Source organism: Candidatus Neomarinimicrobiota bacterium, assembly GCA_016784545.1.
Taxonomy (GTDB): Bacteria; Fidelibacterota; UBA8477; order UBA8477; family JABMPR01; genus JABMPR01.
The window spans coordinates 21,231-44,191 of the sequence record JADHUM010000020.1; the positions used below are offsets into that span (position 1 = coordinate 21,231).

The window sequence follows — 22,961 nt, forward strand, 5'->3', positions numbered from 1 at the left end:
CAACCCCTTAACGCTTTCCCATCAATTGAAGCAGTCCTGCTTCAGCAACTTTCAGATTGTGTTGGGTACGGATTAAATTTGATTTTGCATCTTCATAACTTGCCGTGATTCTCAAGACATCCAGAATAGAGAGCGAACCAATTTTGTATTGTTCTTGGGCCAGGAGAAGATCCTGTTCAGAAGCCGTTAGAATAAGCTGAGATATGGTGACTGATTCGTTTAAAGCATCCATTTGTTCCAGGGTTTGAGCCAGATCTTTACGAAGATTTCGCTCAGACAAATCATAGTTTTCCGTGGCCAGTTTGGCGTTAATCTTTCCCTGTTCTACTCCCCGGCTGGTGCGGGTTCCATTGAAAAGGTTCCAGCTGAGGGAGAGTCCAGCAGACTTTGTTGAAGTGCTCTCACCAAAAACATCACCAAATGCAGTGGCGCCATTATTTCCATAGGAAGCTGACATTCCCAGGGATGGCATATAGCCTGATCTGGCTATTTTTACATTATATGACATGATTTCCTTGTTCTGTTCCAATAATTTCAGTGACTGATTTGAAGCCAGAACCTCATCCATGATTTGTTCGACTTCTGGAACGACAACAGCCTGCCACACTGGTTCCGCCAGGACGAGGGGATCGTTTGCTTCGCGGCCAAGGATGATATTGAGATTGCGAGATCTTGATTGTAAATCAACCTCGCCATTTACGATCTGCAGACGAGCGCGTTCTATATTCACTCTGGTTCTCAGGGTATCATTCTGGGAGGCAGCCCCCAATTTGAATCTTTCCAGTGTGAGCTGATGCTGATATTCACTTGTTGTGAGATTCTCACGGTAAACATCCAGCAATTGCTGTGTTGAGAGGTAGTTATAGTAGGCAGCTTTTATCTGATATACGGTATTAACTTCATAACTCTCATACTGGATAGAAGCTGCATCCTGGGCGACTTTAGCTGATTTGAGGGTGTTCCACCAGGCACCGCCATCCCAGATATTCTGAGAGAGAGTTAGCGAGGAGGAGTAGCCATCGTTCCAGCCAGTCCCGGCGAGATTTGAACTTCTACCCGAAACTGAAAAATTGACAACGGGCAAAACCATGCCAATGTTACTTTTGGCTTGAGAGACACTCCGGTCGGTTTCATAGCGGTTTATTTTTAGAGATTGATTGTTTTCTAATCCAATACGGATGCAATCATCCAGAGTTATGGGGGAGGCTGATTGACCAAATCCAGGCAGCCAGAACAGGATGATGAATAAGGAGCCTATTAATTTTAAACGCATGGAATTTCCTATCATAAATATTGAATGATTATTATTGTGATTTCTCATCCGGCAGTTGCTGGATTCGACTGAAGTAAAGCTGCTCCGATTGAGACAAAGATGAGCCACGGCAGGCCAACGGCCATGATTCCTGTGGCTGTGGACTTATTGTAAAGCTTGGCAAAGCCAAAACCCATTACAATCATTCCCCAGACTCTGAAGATATCGATTTGGTTTACAAATTGTTTTACAAAGCTATCAACATGGTCAAAAAGAAGACCGGCGCTAAGCATCATTCTGGTAGACTCTTTCATAACAATCAAGGGGGTTTTTACCAGCAGTTCCAGCGTCCCCGATCCAGGAAGGCTATTTAGGAATATTCCATTCCCGCCAATGAGATATGACATCATAACTACGGTAAATATTGGTATAAATTTAACCTGGCCACCCATTCCAAAATTTCCCACTAACCTGAGAATAAGTGCAAAGACGGCAGCCGATATTATTAGCATGATCGGAATCAATATTTTTATCCAAAGGTATTTAAAAGCAAATGGGTTGTTGCGGGCGTCTTCGATGTTCTCTCTGGCTTCCTGCATCCCTTCAATGATCATAGCGCTTCTCTCTTCAGGGATGTCAGAGTTGTTCTGTATCGATTGAATAGCCCGATCCATATGATAAGCTCCTTCATCAAGACTGATATCCAGATATGCGTATGGTAGGACAAGCAAAGCTAAGGAGACAATGATTAATGGGTAGAGCCAATCCTTGTATGAAACCTCATCAACTAAGCCGTCAAAGGCTTTGCTTGGAATAAAAAATAAATTAATAATCCGCTGAAGAAATGATGTGTTTTCCATGAGATCGAACCCTCTTGTAATTGTGGATCGGTATAGGTGTCATTTTATCCAGTTGAAGTGAACCGACCCAGCTCACTTTAAACTTTCTTTTATGCGGCAATCAATATGCCACTTGTTCAAGTCAAGTGTATTACTTTCTGAAACTATAACTCATCTGATGCATTAACTCACTTCAGTGCAAAATGATCCGCCTGGTAAGGTGTTGTCTCAGCCTCAAGAACATCATACTTCATGGTAAAGACATCGTCATCATCCTTGTCCACAAGCCTGATAACAAATCTTACGATATCACCTTCAGGGCGGGACCACTCTCTATCTCTCTTCATGTCGTTATATATTACATTCACCAGAGATGGGACGCCTTCAACATGGTCTTCATCATTGCCCAGCTTCATGCTCAGATCTTCTCTGGCTCGGGAAATCTTGGATAGGGCTGTGGACTTCGTGGTATAATATTCCTCCACCACAACCCGGCTTTCTGAATCTTCAGGATATACGGTAGTGACTACTTTTCTGGCTTTTTGACCATTTATATTTTTTTCATAACCTAAAATTTCTCTCACCATTTTCTTAGGATCATCTATATCATTTTGATCTGACCCTATATCAATATGAGTTTCGTGATCACCCTTTTCGGCGACTTTCAATTCACGAAGATCCTGGAAGGATTGGGACTCATAAGCGGTCGATTCTTTGTTGTACTGCCACTGAACCTCTTCGCATAAGTTGGAAAGAATAACCTCCGTACTTTTGCCATCTGATTCGCTCATGATTTTTACAAGTGCGTTATGAACTTTCACTGTGGTGCTTTCTTTTAGCCTGCACCCTGAGAGATAGCTTGAGGTCAAGGTTGATATCTTGCCCACGATGGGTATCTCTATGACCGTTTTTTCCTCAATATGATATTCTTTGTCGCCAGCATACAGGGGCAGGGTATAGGTGAAAAGCCCCAAAATAATTGCCAGGATTAATGCTGTTTTGGTTTTCATAATAAATTCACTTTCTCCAAAGTTCCAGGGTTCTAACCCGTCGGTATATTTTTGCGATATACGTGCCATATGCCATAGTAAAGCAAGGCTGATACCAAAACAGAAATAGCAGTGTCAGTATTAAAGATATAGGCCCAGAAATTTCCGTAAATCGCCCCGTCAGTTTCGAGCCCATTTTCAATTGATTCCCACTGATCTATGATAACCTGGTTGAACCCCCAGAAAAACCTACCAATGGTCTTTAATAGCGCAGCACTCTGAAAAATAATCGCCCAGCTGATGGACAGCAGAATCGGTGCTCCAATTCCAACCAGAAGGGGGCGTCCCTTTACATAGGTACCAACCAGCATTAGGAACAGAGCCAGTGGTGCCATGTGGATGGCTGCAAAGAGCAGATAGCCAAACCAGTCCCAGATGAGTCTCAGATAGGAGATCTGATTCAGAACGAGTCCTGCCAGGGAGGTGAAAGGATCACCCATGATCCAGATAGCAATTCTGAGGAAGGCCAGATATTCAATGGAGAGAAATAGCGTTAATCCAATCACACCAATAAGACCGGCAGCTATTTTTGAGCCGAGGAGCATATGGTCATTGACCGGCAAACTACGGTAGAATAAAGTGCTATTGTCGGCACGCTCCTTATAGATGGCATCAGAAAAGTAGAACAGACTAAGGAATAGTATAAATCCGAAGGTACCCATCATGCCCAATCGAAGACCAAATGCAACAGGAATAGCAACCTTTCTTAGCATTTGCTCAACACTACGAGGGGTAGCATCTCCATCAATACTAAGCTCCACATCGTTACCTTTCATACGGACATCGACGTCAAACTCTTCATCCTCATCGCTGAACTGGACATCTTCAATAAGGATGTGACCATCCTTTTCCAGCTTTGAGTGGAAGAAATCTGAACCGCGGGAGACTGAAAGCAGCATCAGCAGATTTAGAAAGGTAATAACCAGAATGGTTCCAATAATCACACGTTGCCATTCCAGCCATTCTCGTTTTAACAGGACAATTAGTGGTTTCATGATTCACCTCCCATGAGCGCTACAAAAATATCAGCCACAGAGGGTGTTTGAGTATCACCCAGACCAACCAGGGCTTTGCTGTCAGTGTTTTCCAGTAAAAAGACTCTTCGTCCCAGAATACCATATTCATTCATGGGCTTAAGTTGAATTCTTAGTTCATCTGCCTGGTCCGCAGGTACGGTTAACTGGGTGAAGCGTTTCCCGAGATCTTCAAGGCTGGAATACAGAAGAATTTTCCCCTTATTGATGAAGATGACATCACTTAGAATGTGCTCTACTTCTTCTATTTGATGGGTGGAGATGAGAATGGATTTTTCTTCATCAAAATAATCTTCCAACACACTTGTGTAGAGTTGCTTCCTGAATAGGATATCCAGTCCGTGAGTTGGTTCATCCAGAATAAGTAACCGGGTATCTGCGGCCAGGGTGACGGCAAGGTGGAGTTGGGTTTTCATCCCCTTGCTCAAGGTCTTTATCTTTTTATCCATGGGAATGGTTGTGGCCTTGAGAAAGTGTTCTGCTTTCTCACGATGAAATCCGGGGTGGATGCCTTCTAAAAAGTTGAGTAACTCTTTGACCTTCATCCATGAGGGCAAGACTGCGATATCATGGATGACTCCGGTTTTCTCCATAAGATCAGCGCGATGGGTGCGCGGTTCAAACCCCAGGACCTTAGCTTCGCCTTGATAGTCTAATTCGCCGGTCAGGGCGCGGAGCAGGGTCGTTTTGCCTGCGCCATTGGGCCCCACTAGACCCACGATTCTGCCAGGTGGAATCTCCAGATTGACACTCTCCAGGGCTTTGAAGTCGCCGTAGGATTTGCTTACATTTTTTAGTTCTATAAGGGCTGACATCAGATTTCCTCCCCGTAGTTTTTTTGAATGAGTTTTATGAGATCGGATTGGGATATGGAAAGCAATTGAGCTTCCTGGACCAAAGCCAGAATAGTTTCGTTTTTAAAGCGGTCGCTGGCACTCTGACTGAGCTGTTTACGAGCACTCTTCTGGACAAACATGCCCAGTCCTCTTCTTTTTTCCAAAAGACCCTCCTGAATCAGTAATTGTGTTGCATTTAAAACGGTCTGAGGATTCAGGCTATACTCTACTGAAATCTGTCTAACAGATGGGATTGCCGTTTCAGCTGGCAACGCCCCAGAGAGAATGTCCTGGCGAATAGACTCAGCCAGTTGTTGGTATATCGGTGTTTTTTGATCAAAGTTCATTTTCTTTCACCTCTTTTGGTGTTCTACATTACTATAACACCAACACAACACGGTATGCAAGAACTATTTTTAGTGTTGCTGTATCTTCATCTGCCAGTTTTCACTCTGTAAATTTGATAACGAATGGCGGACGAGGATCATCAAAATTAATGATAGATACCGGAGATGATTTTTTCTAGATTCGGGGACGATCATGAATAAGGGATCATCTTGATTTGAAACCGAGGTATTGAAAAAACAATTACTTGCTTCAGGGGGTCGGCAATCCTGCATAGACAGGGAGGGAATTGCCAGCTTACTTCCCTTCGTTCACTCCTAGTTTTTCTGCTTCACACAAGGTTCAATCACGATGATGGCCCAGCTGGGGATTTCATGACGTGGGAAAAATATGGGATTAGCTGAGCAATAGATGTAAATGAAGAATAGTGGCTATAGCCTCGTTGAGGTTGTGTTGTCCGCCGTACTACTTTCAGTAGTGGCTGTTGGATCATATCAGATTTACGATCATGTCAAATGGGAAGCAGATCAGGGGAAGCGGGATCAGCTGGCCTGGACCAACATGGCCACCCGCATGGCCATCGCTGTTGATCTGGATTATTTCACCATTCAAGATAGCATGCCAGAGTATTCGGTTCCCATTACACTGGATGGTCTACAGGGGTACCGTACCACAACCGTCAGGGAGATAGATGATCCCTTCGATGGTGTGGCTCCCATGGACACATCCCTGCCAGATTATCTCAAAGTAACCGTCATGTTCGCCTGGTTTGAACCGGACAATATCAAAGACAGCCTGAGTGTGAGTATTTCTGAAGAACGTGGATGGACTTATTAAAGATTAACCATTCTGCACCACCCCCCAAAAAAATCATAATATGCTTAATAAAAGAGGCTGTCTCATAACAAGAGATGGCCTCTTTTTTTTAGCCACGGATTATCACAGATTTAGTTAAAGCCCAAGATAAAGCGTTATTTTCAAGTCACGGGGGCTAAAACCAGCTCACCAGAGATAGGTTATCAATTCTTTCCTGTTCCCCCGACCCCGGAGCAGGAAATGCCTGAAGTGACGATTTGCTTTGATTTGACTGAACACTGCCTCAACATTCCCTTATGCCCCCCTATACCTTTATACCCCGTTACTAATAAAAAAAAGAGAGGCTGCCCTTTTGGACAACCTCTCTTTGATATATATCGGGACTACCCCTTACAAAATGAGTCCTACTTGATGTAAGCCATTTTGAAAGTTTTAGCATATCCAGCAGCCTGGAGGTGATAGATATAGATACCTGTAGCTACTGGCTGTCCAGCATTGTCCAGACCATTCCATGATACTTCATAGCGTCCAACATTCTGATTTCCATTGACCAGAGAGCGGACTTCCTGACCCAACATGTTATAAATCACGAGATGAGCATCGCCACTTTCAGCGATATCATAGCGGATGGATGTGGTTGGGTTAAAGGGGTTGGGATAGTTCTGTTGTAGACTGAACTCTGTTGGTGCTGCCAGGCCAATATTTATAATGCTGACCAGACATTCTGCTACGATCTCAACACCGCCAGGACCGGAAATAATCAGATCTTCAACAGTGAAATCAATAGCGCCGGAAGCATTTTCGTCAATGACCTGAACCGGAACATTCATGAGTAAACCAGAAGCCAGATCAATCATATCTCCTGCAAGATCAATACCAAGAACACGCATGGTATTGCCGCTGACAGATGAGAAGACTCCAACAGATTCATTCCCTTCAGCAAGAACGGGAATGCCCAGTTCTACAACACTGGGATCAAAAACAAGATCTGCTTGAAATCCAGCTACCATCTCAAAACAATCCACAGTAACGGGGATATTCTGCCATTCACGTCTATTGGTCAGCGTCGTTGGTGGAATAGTGGCAGTGATATCCTCAATGATAGGTGCGTCTTTTGCCAGACCACCCATGTTAAGGACTTCTTCAATGAGTAGCACGACATCAAGGATATTGTGGTTACCATCACCATTTATATCCATGAGTGCTAATTCATCGAATGTGGGATCTGCTCCAGTCTCGGTCACGATTTCGATAAATCGGGTGACATCAAGAATATTCAAGAACCCGTCGCCATCCAGATCACCCATAAGAATGGTAGACTCGACAACAAAGGGAGTGATTTCCTGGGTGGTAAAATCACCTCCTGGACCAACCAGAATGTTGCCATCATGGCTCACCTGATAATATCCTGGTGCAAAGATTCCGTCACCGTATGTGTCAAGCATTTCAAATAGATAGGGTCCTGGCTCCAGACCAAGAGCCCATTCATAGAGTACACCACCTTCAGTAAGATCACCTGCTGCGATGCTGGCAACGATTTGGCTACTGGAGTTGTAAATATTCCATGATGACTCATATGGATAACCATCTGTGAGAACCTGAACAATAACCGGTTTGGGTCCTACCCATACCTCACCAACGACAGGAACTCCAATATTGGGTACTTCATCAAAACCTGAGACTTCATATACATAATGACCATCAGGTATACCGAAATCCGTAAAAGTCCATTCCAGTGGATCAACGCTTGAGATTAATGATCCATTCCTTCTGACTTCCAGACCTTCAAGATCAAAACAGGCAGACCCATCCATGTTTAACAAGGGATCACGCCAGGTCATCGTAACGGTATGGCCAGTGTCTTCTATACTTAATCTGGTAGGTGGACCTGGAGCCATATTTGCTCTGGCTTCAACCAGGTTTGTAGGAGCAGATTCGTCACCATTTGCATAGGTGGCAGTTACTTGATAGAAGTAAGACATATCTTCTTCAACTGCATCATTGTATATGGTCTCACTGGTTGTACCAATGCTGCCGCCATCGCGATAGATGTTATAATGTGAGATTTCTGCAGTTTCGCGGATGTCGTTATTGTATGCATTAGATTCAATAAAGACAGGAGCAAAATCAACGGGCTCTTCAGCTGCAACAATTGCTTCAGCTTCTGAGGCTGACATTTCATTGTTCAACACCAGTTTTTTCAGAGATTCACGAGTAGATGTAGGCACGAATTGTCTCTGAGTACCGGACTCGGTAATCGTCAAATCATAATTGCCCTGGTTGGCACTAAACCCATCCACGACAACGAAGTATACTCCTTCTGCCAGGAAGGCACCTAAAATTTCTGAAGGACCAATGAGACCAGGAGCGGCATCACAGGCAGGACCATCATCATCATAGTATCCAGTGGAAACGATTACTTCACAGTCGCCATTGAATATTTCGACTTTTGCATCATAATCAATGTTTGGTCCACAGAGGGTAATATCAATACTACCATCTTGAGACATGAACAGCTGGTAGGCATAATCTTCATTGTCAGTACCACTTACATCGAAGTCATCACCCATGCCAACGGTGCTGCCGTTGGTTATGAAGGGGAGGGATGGGATCAATTCATCGGCACAATCCATGAGGCCTGGTGCTGGATTCCCAGGAACTAACCAGGTTAATTCAATATGATCATCGAATTCGCCATCAGCGGTGAGATCAGTTGGGGGTACAGCTCCAACCAGAGCTTGCACTCTGTCAGAAACACCTGAAATCATATCACCCGTATCAAAGGAAGCGACGGTATAGTAATAGGCACCATCATCTACAACATCATCATAGGTTGATGCTGTTGAGGATCCCACCAATACTTCATCACGATAGACATGATATCCTGCCAGATCATAATCACTATTATCATCCCAGTCCAGTGTCACTGTATTGAGATCATTGTCTACGGTAGCAGCAAGATTCACAGGGACCATGGGTTGATGATTTTGAGGAATCCCTGATACTTCTTCAGAGGGACCGGCACCCGTATCATAAATGGCGGTGATGATGTAGTAATAGGTGGTTCCATTCACCAATGGAAAATCAGTATAGTTTAACTGATCCATTCCGACGGTTTCCACATGATGTGCTTCATCAACTACCACAGGTGATGTTTCACTCCGATAAATTCCATAACTGAGTAAATCACGTAAATCCCTCAGGGATGAATTATCGAAGATGGTCTCACTGACGATGTTCAAGCTTTGAATATTTGTCGGTACAGTTCCCTTTGGACCTTCTGCCACACCATCATAATGAGCACGTCTAAGGGCGATGACACCAAAAGCATCAAAGGTGACACTCTCAGAATAACCATAATTACCGCCACTCGTGTGGATCAAATCACCATTCAAAGAGATGCTATAATACGCAGGCGCGTAGATTCCATCTCCAAATGTATCATAAATCGTAAAGGTATAGGTTGAGGGGGTCAGTTCGACATCCCAGGTATAAAGTGTGTTGGCAAGGAGCTCGCCAGGGGCAGTTCCCGCTACAACTTCACCAGCTTGATTCATGATATCCCAGGAGACTTCGCCACCAAAAATATCCGTCAAAATTTCGACAGTCAGTGTAAATAGTTCTGTCCCCGGAGGCATCCAACTCAGTTCTATGGTACCATCCAGACCGGAAAGGGCACTGGGGTAACTTGGTGGGACATCACCGACCAATACCTGAACATGACCAGATGGTGGTGATTCCATACCACCCGTATCGTAGGCACGAACGGTATAGGAGTGTGCGCCATCTGCAACGATTTCGCTAAAGGTGGGATCTGTAACAGTCCCTACCAGTGCCTCTGCACGATATACATTATAACCCACCAGGTCATAATCAGTGTTGGCATTCCAGGTCAGGGTTACCTCACTGGTTTCGTCATTAACCGAGCCAACCAGGTTCAGCGGCTGCATAGGAGGATGATTGGTTGGCATGGCTTCAACCTGCTCAGAGGCAGATTCACCATCATCATAAATAGCTAAAATTCTATAATAATAGGTGATCTCATTGGCTACAGGAAAATCTGAATAAGCTAAGGGTTCCAGGCCAATTACTTCAACAAGATTTTCTGCTTCAATAAGTACAGGTGACATTGTATTACGGTAGATTCCATAGTTGAGTAACTCACGTAATTCGCGAGTATAGTAACGACTTGGACTGGAGCTAAGGATGCCAGAGGTAATTTCGATGCCATCATTCCGAAGCTTGTCCAGTTCATGACGGAGGTCATTTACTATAGGTGTCTCGGTTTGATTTCTAGCCACTTGCTCGAACACATCGAGTGTGTAGTTGCCGGTGGCACCGGAATAACCATCAACAACGATGAGATAGGTGCCTGCTTCCAAATAAACATCAGTTAACTCTGACTGTAGACCACATGCGTCATCGATGTAGTACCCGGTTGTGGTTATACAGTCATCAAAAAAGACTTCAAGTTTAGAATCATAGTCTGTGCCGTTACAGAGAGAAATTGTATAGGTAGATGGAACCATCACATTGAGTTGGTAGGCCACATCCTCACCATCACCAAAATTAACATCAAAATCATCACCCCAACCTGCGTTAGTCCCAGTTGCATTAAAGGGTAGTTCTGAAACAGCGAAATCAGCACATTCAACCAGAGGTGGTGCTTCTGTACCAGGTACCAGCCAGGTCAGATCAACCTGACCATCAAGACCAGAAATAGCTTCTACGAAAACGGGTGGTAAATGCGATACCACACTGAAAACAAACAAAGCTTCAGGCGCTCCTTCTGGAGCAAACCCTTCATTTGCTGTATCATCAGTAGCGGTGATGTAGTAAGCCACGGTTGTGCCTGCAGTTTGTCCTGGAATATCACCAGTATAAATACCATCACCTGAGTCTGTCATTCCAACTTCAACGAATTCACCATTATTGAGATTGTAAAAAAGTGAAACACTTGCGATACCAACATTGTCCTCGACATATGCTTCAATGGTATAGGGTCCGAGAGTATCCAGGGTAAAGGTGAACTGTGTGACACCACCAACTGTGGGTGCCCAGAGGTCAGTATAATCCATGGCCATAAATTCGAGGTATTCAGCTAAAAGTTCACTTACAGTTCCAATGCTGTCTGTGAGACCACCAAATTCAAAAGAAGTACCAATGGTATTGGCTCCTGGAGTTAAATTTCCAATACCACATGGTTCTCCATCAGCGGGATTGACGTGGAATACCATGGCATCATGAGAAAGGGGGGCGAGATGATCTACATAGTTATTGAACCCATAGTAGGCCAGATCGATACCATCGATGAGTGTCTCTCCCTCAACGGTTGTGAGATCTCCTGAACCATCTGCAACGCCCTCAATACCAAAAAAATCATGGAGTGCTGTAGGAGCATCAAAAGCCCATGTGTCGCCACCTTCCATATAAAGCGGGTAGCCTGCAGAAGCATAAGCCACCAATGCACTTACTTCACCTGAGTTTGGATCCAGGGCATAGTTGCCATTTCCATACATACCGAGGCATACAAAAATTCCAGAATATCCAACATCAGCTGGATCCCCAAACATAAACAAATCTGTAGTGAGCGCTGCAGTGTAACCCAGGGTTGTGAGTTCACTAAGGAAGGCTTCTCCACTGATTGAGGCGGAAGGATTCCAAATCATGTACTGTGGAAGACCATCATAGACCATGGCAGAAACGTTCACAACTATTTCAGTCACGTTATCAGCAGTTGAGGTAATGGTATAGGTACAAGATACTGCACCCTCGGCTGAAGGAGTCAGCGTGACATCAAATACCACAGAGCCGTCTACTGGGACCGTTACAGGGGTTACCAGTGATGTGGTGAAATCTGCACCCGCTATGGTAATCGCGGTAACATCAAAAGGATCAAGTCCGATATTGCCAATGGTAACGTCTGCTGTGACAGCACCATCATCAAGCTGGAGGACACCAAAGTTGATGTTGCGTGTATCCACAGTCATGTATGAACCTTCAATTTCCTGGGGAAGGTATGTGGCTGAAATTCCAAAGTTTCCAACCAGTGTCGGGTCGCCACCAACGGCATCATTGATCATTTCCCATCCATTGGCAGAGTATGCCCAATTGCGATCTAAATAATTCGGCTGTAAGTCACTGGCAATTCCGAGGAATCCAGAATTGTTTTCCCAGACCACAACATAGTAATCACCGGCTTCAAGAACCAGATTGTCCAGGACAATATCAAACTGTGATGTGGGATCACCGGTGGTAGTAAGGTCCATTGGATCAGATTCCCAAAGAGCAGTCCCGTCATTTGGGCCGATGGGTAATGTTGGTGGGCCAGCAACAGCAGAGGCCGCATCGGTATAGATGCTTACAACTGCAGCGGTTGCATTTCCACCCTGAGTATACAGTGTCAGGCCAGTGAGAAAGATGGGTGTTTCAGCAGTGAAGCGTACGCTGAAACCGCAACCTCCACCACAACCAATTTGACCTTCAAAAGAGCCATCGTGATACACAGCCTCTTCATCCCGGAGCGATGAACTAGCGATTGTCTCAGCATTCCAATTTACATCCAGCGTACCGTCAGCAGATGTCTTCAGACATACATCACAGGCAGATGTTGGTGTGACCTTCTGGTCTGCAAAGGCACCAGTTGCCAGCAGCATGATGAGGACAAAAACCCATCCGTTAGAGAACAATCGTTTCATGGTATACTCCTTAGTATTCATTTGATCATGGACCTTAATTAGGCTTACTACCGTTACTAAACATTTCAGAAAAAAAACGGCACGAATAATAATGCGGGAATTTCTCTGGTTAAACACCAAATATAGAGCTAGCTCAGAACCAATTCAAGCCTATTGCCTGAAGCATTCTTGATGACATGAAAATGAGATATATTAGTGATATAGATATAGAGGGCTCAAATTTTGATCAACTGGCCAAACCAGACTCTCATGGAAATTCCAGAGAGGGGGGCATATTTGGGGTTTAAATTTAGATCAGAAACTGGCGTCCGACCTGAAAAATCATGGAAATATCCAAATTCAAAGCCCCAGGTTTTTCGAAAATTCATTCCGTAGAGCAACCCAAAGAGATGAACATTATCACCCCATAAACCGGAGGGGATATAATTATATCGAAGACCAAGATAGCCGTAGTTAAAAATATCTACCTCAGTCTGCTTGAATACTTTCCCATCTCGACGGACAGTCTTGGTTCGATCTTTTCGGGAAACATTATAGTAGGTTGCTCCAAAAGCACTCTGGTCGGCGTAAGTGGCTGCAAAATTCATGGTATGCAACCTGGATCCCTCATCTCTAAGCTTGATGGTAGCATCAACACCGCTCCCATGCATGGGCAACATACCAATTCGGATGCCACCATCCATGTTTTGCCCCAAACCCTTCCTATACACAAATTGTGGAATCATGTTTTCAGCTGAAAGAACAACACCCTTATAGCTTTCTTCAGGCTTCAAGGGGTCTGGAGAAATCACAGCGTGGGAGGTACAGGAAACCATAAATGCGGTAAGAAATAAGTATACCATGTAATATTTTGGATTTTTGAACATGTCCTCGAATTTCCCCGCAGGTGACATTGATGACAAGACTTTTGTTCTCCTTTCGTTAAGACGGTCAGGGGAATATCAAAATTCTGTTAGTTATCGAACCAATAGGACAGGCCGATCGTAATAAGTCGAAAGTCGAAGGTCTGAAGGTCGAAAGTCTAGAGTGGGGGCTTTGTAGACTTTAGACTTTAGACTTTAGACTTTAGACTTTACCCACATCCACGACCCAACCATGATCATGTCATGAAAAATATCTGGGTCTGAAACGGCAGCTTTGTTTGCCAATGTGCGTCTATACATATTCTAGCAAACTGTTTTGGACATTGGTGATGCAGGTTAGATTATTGGCATGGATACAAAACAAGCAATCGTCAAAGATTGGATATTTCGTTATACAGGAGTGGAACCAGAAGCCTTTGGCGACAGAATTTTACTCACAAACTTTAAAAACTACGTCGACAAATTTGCACGTAGGTTCGATGTCCCAATTTTTGGTGAAGATCGCAGCATGAGCGTGGCCACCAATAAGGATGGCTTGAGCATAATTAATTTTGGAATGGGTTCTGCCAATGCAGCCACCATTATGGATTTGCTTTCAGCTATAGACCCCTATGGCGTTCTCTTTTTAGGAAAATGCGGAGGATTAAAACAATCCACAGAGCTCGGCCACTTTATTCTCCCCGTAGCAGCCATCCGAGGTGAGGGAACCAGTAATGATTACCTCCGGCCAGAAGTACCAGCCATGCCCAGCTTTAAGATACACAAATACATTTCACAAATTCTGGTTGAACAAGATCTGGATTATCGGACAGGTGTCGTTTATACTACCAATCGCCGCGTCTGGGAACATGATGAAAAATTCAAGGAATATCTTAGAGAAACAAGGTGCATAGGCATTGACATGGAAACGGCCACCATTTTTATAACCGGGCTGGCGAATAACATTCCCCGTGGAGCCCTGCTGCTGGTCAGTGATCTGCCCATGGTGCCGGATGGAATAAAGACCGAGGCTCTTGATAGAAGTGTCACCAAGAAATATGTAGACCTACACCTGGATATTGGCATTGAAGCCATGACTCATATTGCAGAACAAGGCGAATCAATCAAGCACTTCTCGTTTTAAGTTTTTTTAAGAGTATAGAGCTTCTCAAGGCCAGGATTCGAAACGAAGTAAGGCGAGGGAGTGTAACGACGCTCAGCCAATCCTGGCTTAGAAGTCGATGACTTTTGGTTTTGAGCGATTACCGTGAACATCACAACTCTGGGATGGGACGGTTCCAGGTAAAAAGACTTCACGCTCCGGAGTACAATACTGAGTTGCTAATTTGTGGGTTTCAGAACAAACATTGGTAAACACAACTGACTCTTCAGGAACGACAAATTCCTCGCGTTCCCATTCCAGACTATCATAGACTGCCTTCATGTACTGAGCCCAAATGGGCACTCCCAGCGCAGATCCAGACATGCGAGGACCCAGACTGATGGACGCATCGTCCATACCTACCCAAACAGCGGTGGACAAGCGTGTGGTAAATCCAACATACCAGGCATCAGTAAAGCCAGTCGTTGTTCCAGTTTTTCCACCGGCAGGTTCCTGAAATCCAAACCTGGTTCTGGCTCCTACACCGGTTCCTCGGTTGGCAACTGTTTCTAGCAGGGACAACATGACATAGGATGTCCCACGCCCCAACACCTCTTTACGCTCTGGATTATAAGTACGCAGAACGCCCCCAAAACGATCCTGAATAGATAGAATGCCAAGGGGTTGAACCCATATACCCAGTCGTGGGTAAACTGCATAGGCTGCAGCCATTTCAATTGGATAGACTCCTGAGGCGCCTAGAGCCAGTGCATCCCCAGGGTATAATCTTGTGGTAATTCCCATGGCCCTGGCTTTTTCAACCACAGCTGCAGGTGCGATGAGTTCCTGGATAGTTCTTACAGCGATAAGGTTGAGTGAGCGCCTAATTCCTTCACGCATGGTGGTTTCCCCCCCCATGCTTAAATCATAGTTCTTGGGTCGCCAGTCCGTTGAATCATTGGCGCCCAGCTTGATGACAACAGGTTGATTTAAAAGGGTGGTTGTGACTGGATACCCATTGTCGATTGCGGCTGTGTAGAGGAAGGCCTTGAACGATGAGCCCGGCTGACGTTTCATCTGGGTAGAACGATTCCATTTGGACTTGCTGAAATCTTTTCCACCCACCATGGCTTTTATCTCACCCGTTTCCACATCGAGAGAAATCAATTGTGCCTGAACTGTCAACAAATTTTCAATCTGATAGGGCATTTCAAGCGAATCAGAAATCATCAGTCGAACGGTATCAATGTTGAGATCAATATTGTGCCTTTCGAGAATATCGGCTAAAGCTTTTGAATTTTCATCCATCATGCGTTCATCAAAAATGGCCTGGACTCGATCCAGCTCTTTGGCTACAACCACATTGGCTATGGTCTGCATACGGGTATCAAGACTGGTGTAAATAGTCAATCCATCCCGGTAAAGATCTACACCCAGCTCATCATCTTCTTTTTCAAGCTGGCGACGTACAAATTCGCCAAAATGAGGAGCCACATTTCCGACATCTACGCTATCGGGATCATAGGTTTCAATGGGTAAAGATTTGAAGTAGTTCCGCTCGACTGCATTAATGGCTTTTTCACGAAACATGTTGTTGATCACTACATTGCGGATATGCTTGGATCGATCTGGATGGGTAATGGGCGAATAGTAGGCCGGTGACCGTAGCATTCCTATTAGAATGGCGCCTTCATCCAGAGTAAGATTCTCAACCCGTTTGTTAAAATATTTACTGGCCGCTGCCTGCAAACCATAGGTGCCATGTCCGAAATACACGGTATTCAGATACATGGTCAGGATCTCTTCTTTGGTAAATGTATGCTCAATCTGGACTGCAGTGATCAATTCACGAATCTTTCGCAGATAGGTTTGCTTAAATCCAATGCGGGCATACAGACTACGGGCTAATTGTTGAGTCAATGAGGAAGAACCACCATGAATCTCGCCCGTTACCATGTTCAACGTGAGGTTATAAACGGTACGGAACAAGTTCATACCCCAATGGCTGTAAAATCTCTGATCCTCAGTCACGATGAGCGCTTTCTTAACATGAGGTGGGATTTCATTGGATTTAACCAGGGTCCTCTGTGTGGTAAATAACTCTTGAATTACCTGGTCGTCAGCAGAAACAATACGGGTAATGAGGTCGGGATCATAACGCTCCAGCTCATCCAGGGAGGGTAGGTCTTTTGATAAAAAGAATATCCAGGTAAAAATCCCCACAATAAATGTCAGCGACACGATTGTAGCGATATACAACCTGTGCTTAAATTTTTGTTGACTACCCCTGGCCTGGAACTGTTTCATCATATCTTACAATTATAAACTTATATGCCTGTCTTGTTCATACGTTTTTGAATCAATTAAGTAATATTTCATTTTTATCAAGAGCAATCCTCATCATAGTAGATGATCTGTGTCAAATAATCTAAACCGGCAGGGGAGGATCTCCTCCCTCAAGCTTCAAAACAGAATATTGCACAACCCCACTCCATCACTATATTTTTTGCTTCATCGCGTGAATAGCTGTTTTAGTAGAATATCTGTTAGTGAATGAATCGTATTATAGGGAATTCCCCGCATGTATACATATAGAAAATATAATCATGACAAAGACCTTGAAGCTGCCAGAAGAATCTGGCATGAGGTCCAATGGCTTGATGATAGTTCTGATGAAAAATTACTGGATGCCTTTCTCAGAGTGGGAAGAGCTTTGGTCGCTGACTTGAATGGGAGTGCTGAATGTCTGGTCACTGCAAATCCAGGAAAAATCCAATATCTGAATGAGGAGTTGTCACTTTCCGTCGTGACCTCAGTTACCACAAGCAGAATAGCCCGCAAACAGGGCTTGGCGAAAAAACTGACCGCCCAACTCATCGCTGAGGAAGCGGAAGCGGGTGCTATCGTATCTACCCTAGGGATATTTGAGCAGGGGTTTTATGATCAATTGGGGTACGGAACTGGCTCATATGAGCATTGGATGAGTTTTGATCCAGCTGATATTACAATTGACAAAAGCATCCGACCACCCCTTCGTCTCACTCGCAATGACTTGAAAATAATTCACCAGGCAATTCAAACCCGAAAAACCCGGCATGGCGGTGTTACGCTTTTCCCTGAGTCCCTCGTTGAAGCGGAGCTGGCATGGATGAAGAAGGGCTTTGGTCTGGGTTATTGCGATGGAATCAAGGGTGAATTGACTCACTTTTTCTGGGGAACCAGTAATGATGAAAATGGTCCTCTCGTCATCAATGTATTGGTATATCAGACAATGGAACAATTCATTGAATTGATGGCTTTGATCAAATCACTGGGAGATCAAATTCGACTTGTCAAAATGCGAGAACCTGCCGGGATACAACTTCAGGATTTAATTCAAAACCCTTTCAGGTCAAGAATTGTGACGGAGAAATCCAAGTTTGAGCATATCAATAGAGCTTCAGCGTACTGGCAGACCAGAATCTGCAACCTGGAAGCCTGTATTGAAGCCACACATCTGAATTCAAGATCCTTGAGCTTTAATCTGGATCTCAGCGACCCTCTGGAAAAACTCATTGATCCAGAAATGACATGGCGAGGATGTGCTGGAGAATACGCGATTCAACTTGGGCCAAGGTCTAAGGTGGCAGCAGGCTTTGATAATGCACTGCCGACTCTGGTGGCGGATATAGGTACATTTACAAGATTATGGCTGGGGGTCAGACCAGCAAGCGGATTGTCAGCGACTGGTAATTTGAGTGGTCCAGAAAAGCTAATTCATGATCTGGACGAAGTGCTATGTCTCCCCAATCCCCATCCAGACTGGGATTATTAAGGGAGCAAAAATCTGTATAAAGCCCAGGGGCGGAACTCATGGTTGCACCTCTCGGGAAAGCAACTATATTTTTGGTACATTTCAGACTTGAAAACAAATGGGAGCGCGTTGATGCAACGAAAGTTTTTACCTCTAAGTATCATCATTTTTGCTGTTCTACTGAACGCTTGTAGTTCACAGAAAGTTGGAGTATTTGATGACTTGAATAAAAACAAAATGGATAAGTCATTTGATAAATACATGGGCACTCCCTACAGGTGGGGTGGTACTGAGCCTGGACGAGGTGTTGATTGTTCGGGATTTACATCTGGGGTGTATAGGGATCAGGGTATCATCATTCCCAGAACATCTCGCAGCCAATATACTGTTGGTGACGAAGTGTCCAGAGATGAACTTCAATATGGCGACCTGATATTCTTTGATACCCTGGGCAAGGGCGTGAGTCATGTCGGTGTCTATACTGAAGGCAATAAAATGATTCATGCCAGCACCTCTGCAGGGGTGACGGAAGTACCGGTAAATACAGACTACTGGATGAAACGCTATATCGGAGCTCGGCGTTTGACCGGTTCTGATTATCGGTCAGGGGAGGTCGGCGGAGAATTCCATTTATTACCGCAGGCATATCCCTTTCGAGTACGGAGACTAATAGATGTTCCTACAGCAGATGTCATTGATAATCGATTTATAGGTCTGGATATCCAGAATGATGCTCAGGGAAATCTCAGAGTGGCAGGTTCAGTTAGTATATGGAATCGATGGGAGTTTGGGGCAGAGCTGCAGGTGAACCAATTTCTTGGCCACGATGTGGATGCTTTTGGATTTGAATTGCCCTTTGTAAGTACCAAGTTTCGTATCTGGGAGCAAAAAGGGAAGATTCTACCATCCCTGGCAGTTGGTGCAGAAAGCAACAGCAGAAATTGGACGGTGACAAAGGATACGAATTCCGTTGAAATTGTGGAACATCGGTGGAGCCCTCCCCGCAATGCCTATGTCGTTGCTTCATATAAATACGCGCGATTTAAAAAATTGCACCTTGGGCGAGGACGACTTAGCGGTGGTCTTGCATTGACCGATTTATATGCCTACCACGAAACTTCTGATTATTATGATGGGAATCAGGACGCCTTTCTCTTTCTGGGGGTTGAGCAACAAATTACCCGACGGCTTATGACCACCATAGAATTTGATCATGTCTTTTTGAAAGATGTGGGGATGACCTGGAATATGGGCTTCCAGTTTGCCTTGAATGATGATTCCAGCATTGCGTATACCTGGAGAAATGTGGGAGCCCGAGAGCGTTCCTTGGAGCGCGCCATGCAGTTTAGTTATATTCTTGAATATTAGACGGGAGTTGATTATGCCTTTTCGCTGGAGACCTGATGGAAAATTTATTAGAAACTTGTCAAACACACGCAGGATCATGCCATTTCTCATGCATGGCAGGACGGAATCAACAGTTTATTATGAGCAACATGTCGAGGTAGAAAAAGCCTGGAAATTTGTAGAGAATTTCCAGAAAGAGACAGGCTTGAAAGCCAGTATTTTACATTTGATTATTTGGAGATCTGCACAGGTTTTGAATGAGCGACCTGGCCTGAACAGGTTTGTTGCAGGTCGTCGTATCTACCAGCGCGATGGCATCTGGATTAGTTTTTCCATGAAAAAAGAAATGAATGATGATGCGCCCCTGGTTGTGGTTAAAAAGAAAATAAATCCAGATTGGACATTTGAAGAGACAGTTCGAGAAATACAGGGTGGCATCAAGAAAGGTCGCGAAGGAGCCAAATCTGTTTCTGATAAGGAAATGGACCTGGTGTTCCTTTTTCCCATGTTTATGGTCAGTTTCTTCACCTGGCTGTTGAGAACCCTTAATCATTTTGGGTGGCTACCTCGCAGTATGATTAAGGCAGACGAGCTCTATAGCAGTGTCTTCATTGCAAATCTTGGCAGCATCGGTCTGCAGCCAGCATATCATCATTTATATGAGTGGGGTAATGCTCCCATTTTCATGGCCTTGGGCACAAACGAGCCCCGTATGGCTCTGGATGAACGAGGTCGACCAGCTGTCAAGGATATGATGACTATTAAATATAGTTTCGATGAGCGAATCAATGATGGATTCTACAGTATAAAGGCTCTTGAATTGTTGAAAAATCTGGTTGAAAACCCCGAGATGGATTTAGAAAAGTCCACCCCGGAAAAAGTCACCGAGGATGAAGCTCTCGGAGTATAGGTCTTTGGATAACAGGTAAATAAGCATGAATATCGGTTTCTTACATCCAGGTGCCATGGGAATATCCCTGGCTGTCTCAGCGCAGGCGACAGGTCACCAGGCCTATTGGGTTCCAAAGGGGCGCAGTGAGGAAACCAGGAAACGGGCTGACGTCCACAATCTATCCCAATCGCAATCTCTTAGTCAAATGTGTGAGGTCTGTGATATTATCATTTCCGTATGCCCTCCCCATGCAGTACTGGATGTTGCTCACCAGATTCTTGAGTGTTCCTTCACGGGTATCTTTGCCGATGTAAATGCCATATCTCCTGAGAAAGCAAAATCCATATATCAATTAATGAGCTCAAGAGATATTGAGTTTGTGGATGGTGGGATCATAGGGGGTCCTGCCTGGGAAGCTGAGAGCACGTGGCTCTACCTTGCAGGTCAGAAAGCCGCTGAAGTGGCGAATTGCTTTCAAGGAGGATTGCTGGAGACCGAGCTCATGGGACCTGAAATTGGCAGAGCATCAGCTATAAAAATGAGCTTTGCTGCATATACAAAAGGATCAACAGCTTTACTTTGCGCCATCATGGCTGCAGCAGATGAAATGGGGATTCGTGAAGAGATGGAAAAACAATGGTCACGTGGTGGATCTGATTTTACTGAACGCACCCACAATCGACTCCGCCGTGTTACGGCCAAGGCCTGGCGCTTCTCCGGGGAAATGGAAGAAATAGCCGCCACCATGCAAGCATCAGGATTGCCGGATGGCTTTCACCTTGCTGCAGCAGAAATCTACCGGCGTATGACCCACTTCAAAAATTCAGAATCATTACCAGATATCAATCAAGTACTTGAGTCGTTAAAATCCTCATGAAATAGGGGTTACTGCTTCTGAAAAGTTCGATCTGCTACCCGTAAAAGAGTATATTTATACATAGTCGATACAAGGGAGCCAAACCATGGACACATATTTCGCACCTGCTGAACAAGCAACGGAGGAAAGGCTTCACCAGGAAGTTGAAATCTTCAATCAAAGTGCTGTTATGGAAGGTCTCATGGAGACGGTGGGAGGACTGTTGGCCGTCTTAAACGAACAGCGGCAAATCATTTCACTCAATGACTCATTCCTAAAAATGCTTGGAATTCAGGATCCAATACATGCTCTTGGCCTGAGACCAGGAAATGCCTTGAATTGCGTCCATGCAAATGAGCCACCCGCAGGTTGCGGAACCACCAAGTATTGTTCAACCTGTGGAGCAGCTAAATCCATAGTGGCAAGCCTGGAGCAAAACAAACCCATTGAAGACACTTGTGCTCTGAAAGCACTGAATCACAATCGTGAAATCGATCTGGTTTTAAAAGTACGATCTCATCCAGTTATGATTCATAATACAAGATTTGTTATGCTTTTTCTTCAGGACATCACCCTGGAACAGCAAAGGGCCGCTCTGGAAAGAACTTTCTTTCATGATATTAATAACATGCTTTCCGGGCTGGTGGGGGCCAGTGAATTATTGGCACGTGATTCCCATAACTCAGCCATGGTAGATATTGTGCGTCGCTCCTCGCTACGACTGCAAAAGGCCGTTGAGATTCAAAGATTTTTGCTGGCGTGTGAAACTGATTCCTACCAATTGGTTCCACAACCCATATCACTTAATCAGCTTGAGGAAGACCTCCACGCTTTGTTTGTGAATCATCCAGTAAAGGAATCCAAACACCTGATTATTTCTCATGATCTGGGTGATCTTCAGATTCAAACTGACGTATCCCTGTTTCAGCGTGTAATGGCCAACATGATTACCAATGCCCTGGAAGCCACGGAGGTGGGCGAAAAGGTAGAAGTCAACTTTTATAAAAAAGCAGACACCATCAACTTCAGTATCCATAATGATCAGGTTATACCAGAAGAAATCAAGCTCAGGATATTCCAGCGCAATTTCAGCACCAAGGCCAATTCCGGTCGTGGAATTGGAACCTTCTCCATGAAATTGTTTGGTGAAAAAATCCTGGGTGGGAAAGTGAATTTCATTTCTGCAGCAGAAACAGGAACCGTTTTCACATTCTCACTTCCACTCAATAATTCTAACCTGGTAAACCAGTATTCATAATT

16 protein-coding genes are annotated in these 22,961 nt (G+C 44.6%); 7 read left to right on the forward strand and 9 right to left on the reverse strand.

The window, feature by feature from the left end; all coding sequences use genetic code 11:
• Window positions 1–7: 7 nt before the first annotated feature.
• The 6 genes from ISR87_06195 to ISR87_06220 form a co-directional block, all read right to left on the reverse strand.
• Window positions 8–1,273, reverse strand: coding sequence for a TolC family protein (locus ISR87_06195; GenBank protein MBL7025031.1), 1,266 nt, complete (start codon window positions 1,271–1,273; stop codon window positions 8–10).
• 44 nt (window positions 1,274–1,317) lie between these two features.
• Window positions 1,318–2,112, reverse strand: coding sequence for a YIP1 family protein (locus ISR87_06200; protein ID MBL7025032.1), 795 nt, complete (start codon window positions 2,110–2,112; stop codon window positions 1,318–1,320).
• Between the two features lie 167 nt (window positions 2,113–2,279).
• Window positions 2,280–3,101 (reverse strand): hypothetical protein, encoded by an 822-nt coding sequence (locus ISR87_06205; GenBank protein MBL7025033.1) that lies wholly within the window; start codon window positions 3,099–3,101, stop codon window positions 2,280–2,282.
• Between the two features lie 32 nt (window positions 3,102–3,133).
• The gene (locus tag ISR87_06210) at window positions 3,134–4,135 is read right to left on the reverse strand and encodes a hypothetical protein (GenBank protein MBL7025034.1); all 1,002 of its coding nucleotides are present in this window, start codon (window positions 4,133–4,135) and stop codon (window positions 3,134–3,136) included.
• Entirely contained in the window at window positions 4,132–4,989 is an 858-nt protein-coding gene (locus tag ISR87_06215; protein MBL7025035.1) for an ABC transporter ATP-binding protein, read from the reverse strand. Before ISR87_06215 ends, ISR87_06210 begins: the two co-directional genes overlap by 4 nt.
• Window positions 4,989–5,357 carry a GntR family transcriptional regulator gene (locus ISR87_06220; protein MBL7025036.1) on the reverse strand — a complete coding sequence of 123 codons (369 nt, stop codon included), beginning with the start codon at window positions 5,355–5,357 and terminating at the stop codon, window positions 4,989–4,991. The genes ISR87_06215 and ISR87_06220 overlap by 1 nt, the downstream gene beginning before the upstream one ends.
• A gap of 415 nt (window positions 5,358–5,772) precedes the next feature.
• On the opposite strand from ISR87_06220, the gene ISR87_06225 reads away from it, so the two are divergent.
• Window positions 5,773–6,192 carry a prepilin-type N-terminal cleavage/methylation domain-containing protein gene (locus tag ISR87_06225; GenBank protein MBL7025037.1) on the forward strand — a complete coding sequence of 140 codons (420 nt, stop codon included), beginning with the start codon at window positions 5,773–5,775 and terminating at the stop codon, window positions 6,190–6,192.
• A 383-nt stretch (window positions 6,193–6,575) separates the two neighbouring features.
• Here ISR87_06225 and ISR87_06230 read toward each other — a convergent pair whose 3' ends face one another.
• Window positions 6,576–12,869 carry a T9SS type A sorting domain-containing protein gene (locus ISR87_06230; protein ID MBL7025038.1) on the reverse strand — a complete coding sequence of 2,098 codons (6,294 nt, stop codon included), beginning with the start codon at window positions 12,867–12,869 and terminating at the stop codon, window positions 6,576–6,578.
• A gap of 215 nt (window positions 12,870–13,084) precedes the next feature.
• Entirely contained in the window at window positions 13,085–13,735 is a 651-nt protein-coding gene (locus ISR87_06235) for a hypothetical protein (protein MBL7025039.1), read from the reverse strand.
• 346 nt (window positions 13,736–14,081) lie between these two features.
• Between ISR87_06235 and ISR87_06240 the strand changes: the two genes are divergently transcribed.
• Entirely contained in the window at window positions 14,082–14,855 is a 774-nt protein-coding gene (locus tag ISR87_06240) for an AMP nucleosidase (GenBank protein ID MBL7025040.1), read from the forward strand.
• An 87-nt stretch (window positions 14,856–14,942) separates the two neighbouring features.
• On the opposite strand, the gene ISR87_06245 is transcribed toward ISR87_06240, so the two are convergent.
• On the reverse strand, window positions 14,943–17,123 hold the full coding sequence (locus tag ISR87_06245) for a PBP1A family penicillin-binding protein (protein ID MBL7025041.1): 2,181 nt from the start codon (window positions 17,121–17,123) through the stop codon (window positions 14,943–14,945).
• Between the two features lie 271 nt (window positions 17,124–17,394).
• Between ISR87_06245 and ISR87_06250 the strand changes: the two genes are divergently transcribed.
• The 5 genes from ISR87_06250 to ISR87_06270 all read left to right on the forward strand — a co-directional run bounded on the left by ISR87_06250 (window position 17,395) and on the right by ISR87_06270 (window position 22,959).
• A complete protein-coding gene (locus ISR87_06250) occupies window positions 17,395–18,627 on the forward strand; it encodes a GNAT family N-acetyltransferase (GenBank protein MBL7025042.1) in 1,233 nt (410 codons plus the stop codon).
• A 111-nt stretch (window positions 18,628–18,738) separates the two neighbouring features.
• Window positions 18,739–19,974: a C40 family peptidase gene (locus tag ISR87_06255; GenBank protein ID MBL7025043.1), complete on the forward strand. Its 1,236-nt coding sequence runs from the start codon at window positions 18,739–18,741 to the stop codon at window positions 19,972–19,974.
• Window positions 19,975–19,987: 13 nt separating this feature from the next.
• Entirely contained in the window at window positions 19,988–20,863 is an 876-nt protein-coding gene (locus ISR87_06260; GenBank protein MBL7025044.1) for a 2-oxo acid dehydrogenase subunit E2, read from the forward strand.
• Between the two features lie 25 nt (window positions 20,864–20,888).
• Entirely contained in the window at window positions 20,889–21,722 is an 834-nt protein-coding gene (locus ISR87_06265) for an NAD(P)-dependent oxidoreductase (protein ID MBL7025045.1), read from the forward strand.
• A gap of 85 nt (window positions 21,723–21,807) precedes the next feature.
• Window positions 21,808–22,959 carry a HAMP domain-containing histidine kinase gene (locus ISR87_06270; protein ID MBL7025046.1) on the forward strand — a complete coding sequence of 384 codons (1,152 nt, stop codon included), beginning with the start codon at window positions 21,808–21,810 and terminating at the stop codon, window positions 22,957–22,959.
• Window positions 22,960–22,961: the final 2 nt, after the last annotated feature.

Excerpts from the sequence above, each read along its gene's own strand:
- ISR87_06210 (MBL7025034.1), bottom strand. The coding sequence starts at position 4,135 with ATGAAACCACTAATTGTCCTGTTAAAACGAGAATGGCTGGAATGGCAA.
- ISR87_06270 (MBL7025046.1), top strand. The coding sequence starts at position 21,808 with ATGGACACATATTTCGCACCTGCTGAACAAGCAACGGAGGAAAGGCTT.
- ISR87_06215 (MBL7025035.1), bottom strand. The coding sequence starts at position 4,989 with ATGTCAGCCCTTATAGAACTAAAAAATGTAAGCAAATCCTACGGCGAC.
- ISR87_06265 (MBL7025045.1), top strand. The coding sequence starts at position 20,889 with ATGAATATCGGTTTCTTACATCCAGGTGCCATGGGAATATCCCTGGCT.
- ISR87_06220 (MBL7025036.1), bottom strand. The coding sequence starts at position 5,357 with ATGAACTTTGATCAAAAAACACCGATATACCAACAACTGGCTGAGTCT.
- ISR87_06230 (MBL7025038.1), bottom strand. The coding sequence starts at position 12,869 with ATGAAACGATTGTTCTCTAACGGATGGGTTTTTGTCCTCATCATGCTG.
- ISR87_06245 (MBL7025041.1), bottom strand. The coding sequence starts at position 17,123 with ATGATGAAACAGTTCCAGGCCAGGGGTAGTCAACAAAAATTTAAGCAC.
- ISR87_06205 (MBL7025033.1), bottom strand. The coding sequence starts at position 3,101 with ATGAAAACCAAAACAGCATTAATCCTGGCAATTATTTTGGGGCTTTTC.
- ISR87_06195 (MBL7025031.1), bottom strand. The coding sequence starts at position 1,273 with ATGCGTTTAAAATTAATAGGCTCCTTATTCATCATCCTGTTCTGGCTG.
- ISR87_06255 (MBL7025043.1), top strand. The coding sequence starts at position 18,739 with ATGCAACGAAAGTTTTTACCTCTAAGTATCATCATTTTTGCTGTTCTA.
- ISR87_06225 (MBL7025037.1), top strand. The coding sequence starts at position 5,773 with ATGAAGAATAGTGGCTATAGCCTCGTTGAGGTTGTGTTGTCCGCCGTA.
- ISR87_06260 (MBL7025044.1), top strand. The coding sequence starts at position 19,988 with ATGCCTTTTCGCTGGAGACCTGATGGAAAATTTATTAGAAACTTGTCA.
- ISR87_06235 (MBL7025039.1), bottom strand. The coding sequence starts at position 13,735 with ATGTTCAAAAATCCAAAATATTACATGGTATACTTATTTCTTACCGCA.
- ISR87_06200 (MBL7025032.1), bottom strand. The coding sequence starts at position 2,112 with ATGGAAAACACATCATTTCTTCAGCGGATTATTAATTTATTTTTTATT.
- ISR87_06250 (MBL7025042.1), top strand. The coding sequence starts at position 17,395 with ATGTATACATATAGAAAATATAATCATGACAAAGACCTTGAAGCTGCC.
- ISR87_06240 (MBL7025040.1), top strand. The coding sequence starts at position 14,082 with ATGGATACAAAACAAGCAATCGTCAAAGATTGGATATTTCGTTATACA.